Source organism: Streptomyces sp., from assembly GCF_050698815.1.
Classification (GTDB): domain Bacteria; phylum Actinomycetota; class Actinomycetes; order Streptomycetales; family Streptomycetaceae; genus Streptomyces.
In genome coordinates, this window is record NZ_JBOHCV010000151.1 from 1 (window position 1) to 1,664 (window position 1,664).

Below are 1,664 nucleotides of genomic sequence, written 5' to 3' on the forward strand. Positions count from 1 at the left end.
CTCGAGGTGATGCTGGCCGCCAAGAAATCGGCTGCCGAAGGGCGGGTCGTCGAGGTGCGCAGCACGTTCCCCGACCTCGACTTCGGCCTTACGGGCGGCGCGGACGCCGACGGTCGTGCGAAGCACGACCCTCGCTCCTCGTAGGAGGCAACCGGACGCTGATCGTGGTGAGTTGACGGACGCGGCGTGCAAGATGGTTGCCCTGGAGCGGGGAACTGCCCAAGAGTTGCGGCCGGTACGGTCCGCGGGCTGAAGAAGCTGAAGATGCTGAAGAAGCTGACGAAGAGGCGGTTGCATCGTGGTCGACTTGAGCGAGGAAGCCAGCGCGGCGGGGCCCCCTCGGCGGCTCGTGACGACAGTCATGGCTTCCGGCCTGATGGGCGCGGTGTACACGGCCGGGACGCCCACCGCGAGGGCAGCTGAGCGACGTACGGGCGCACGCCGCCGTGACCCCGCCCACCACGACGTGATGTTCGTCAGCGCCCACCCGGACGACGAGGGCGGAAACCTGTCCACCTTCGGCCTGTGGCGTGAACGCCGGGGACTCCGCACAGGCGTCGTCACCATCACCCGAGGAGAGGGCGGCGGCAACGCGGTCGGCCCGGAGGAGGGCGCGCCGCTCGGCATGCTGCGTGAGGACGAGGAGCGCTCCGCAACCGCACTCGCGGGGATCGAGAACATCTTCTACCTCGACAAGCCGGATTTCTGGTACACGCTCTCCGCCCCGCTCACCGAGCGGATCTGGCGCGAGCAGGACACGTTGGAACGCATGGTCCGGCTGTTCCGCATGGCCACACCGCACACCGTCGTGACCATGGAGCCCCGTCCGTTCAATCAGCACGGTGGGCACCAGACGTCGGCGCGGCTGGCGATCGAGGCGTTCTTCCTGGCCGGTGACGACCGCGCCTTCCCCGATCAGATGACGTGCGAGGGACTGAAGCCGTGGCGCCCTCGGCGGCTGCTCTCCCAGAATCGCCGATTCTCGGGGCTTCTCGGGCCGGATGCGGCCAAGGAACGCCACACCGACCCGGACACCGGCCTGCCCGTTGTCGGCGTCTGGTCGGGGCACACCTCGCGCGAGCACGGGAAGTCCTGGGCGCAGGTGGAGCGGGACGCGGCCCGCATGTATCGCAGCCAGGGCTTCGCCGCGCTGCCGCCCGAGGTTCCCACGGACCCCGAGAAGCTGGGTTCGGACTGGTTCAGCGTGCTGGCGGAGAAGGGGGAGGTAGTCAAGGCGCCTGTGCGTGGGCAGGGCGAACTCCGGCCCGTGTACGCCGAGTTCCGCGCATGGACGCGGCGGGTGGGGTTGCCCTGGCTGGCCAACAATGCACAGCCCGACTATCCGGCCGCGCCGTCCACTACGGTTCCCGAGGTCGCCGTGGCCCCGGTGCTGAACGGCGTTGAAGGCGACGGCGAGTACCCGGGCCCGGAGTTGGCCCTGCGGCACTGGGAGGGTGACGAGGCGAGCGCTGCCGACTGTTCGGCGACGGCGAAGATGTCCCGGCACGGTGATGACCTCTTCGTACTGGTCACGGTTACGGACGACCGGGAGGGGACCCGCCTGGACAAGGACGACGCCAAGAGGCACTGGCGGACCGACTCCGTCGAGATCGCGCTCGATCCCCGCGGCAACGGCGACGACACCTCGGTCACCTTCAAGACCG

1 protein-coding gene is annotated in these 1,664 nt (G+C 69.4%); it reads left to right on the top strand.

What is annotated here, in order from left to right:
• Positions 1 to 307: 307 nt before the first annotated feature.
• On the top strand, positions 308 to 1,664 hold a 1,357-nt coding region (locus ACRDP3_RS05925; protein ID WP_431515754.1), incomplete at its 3' end, for a PIG-L family deacetylase.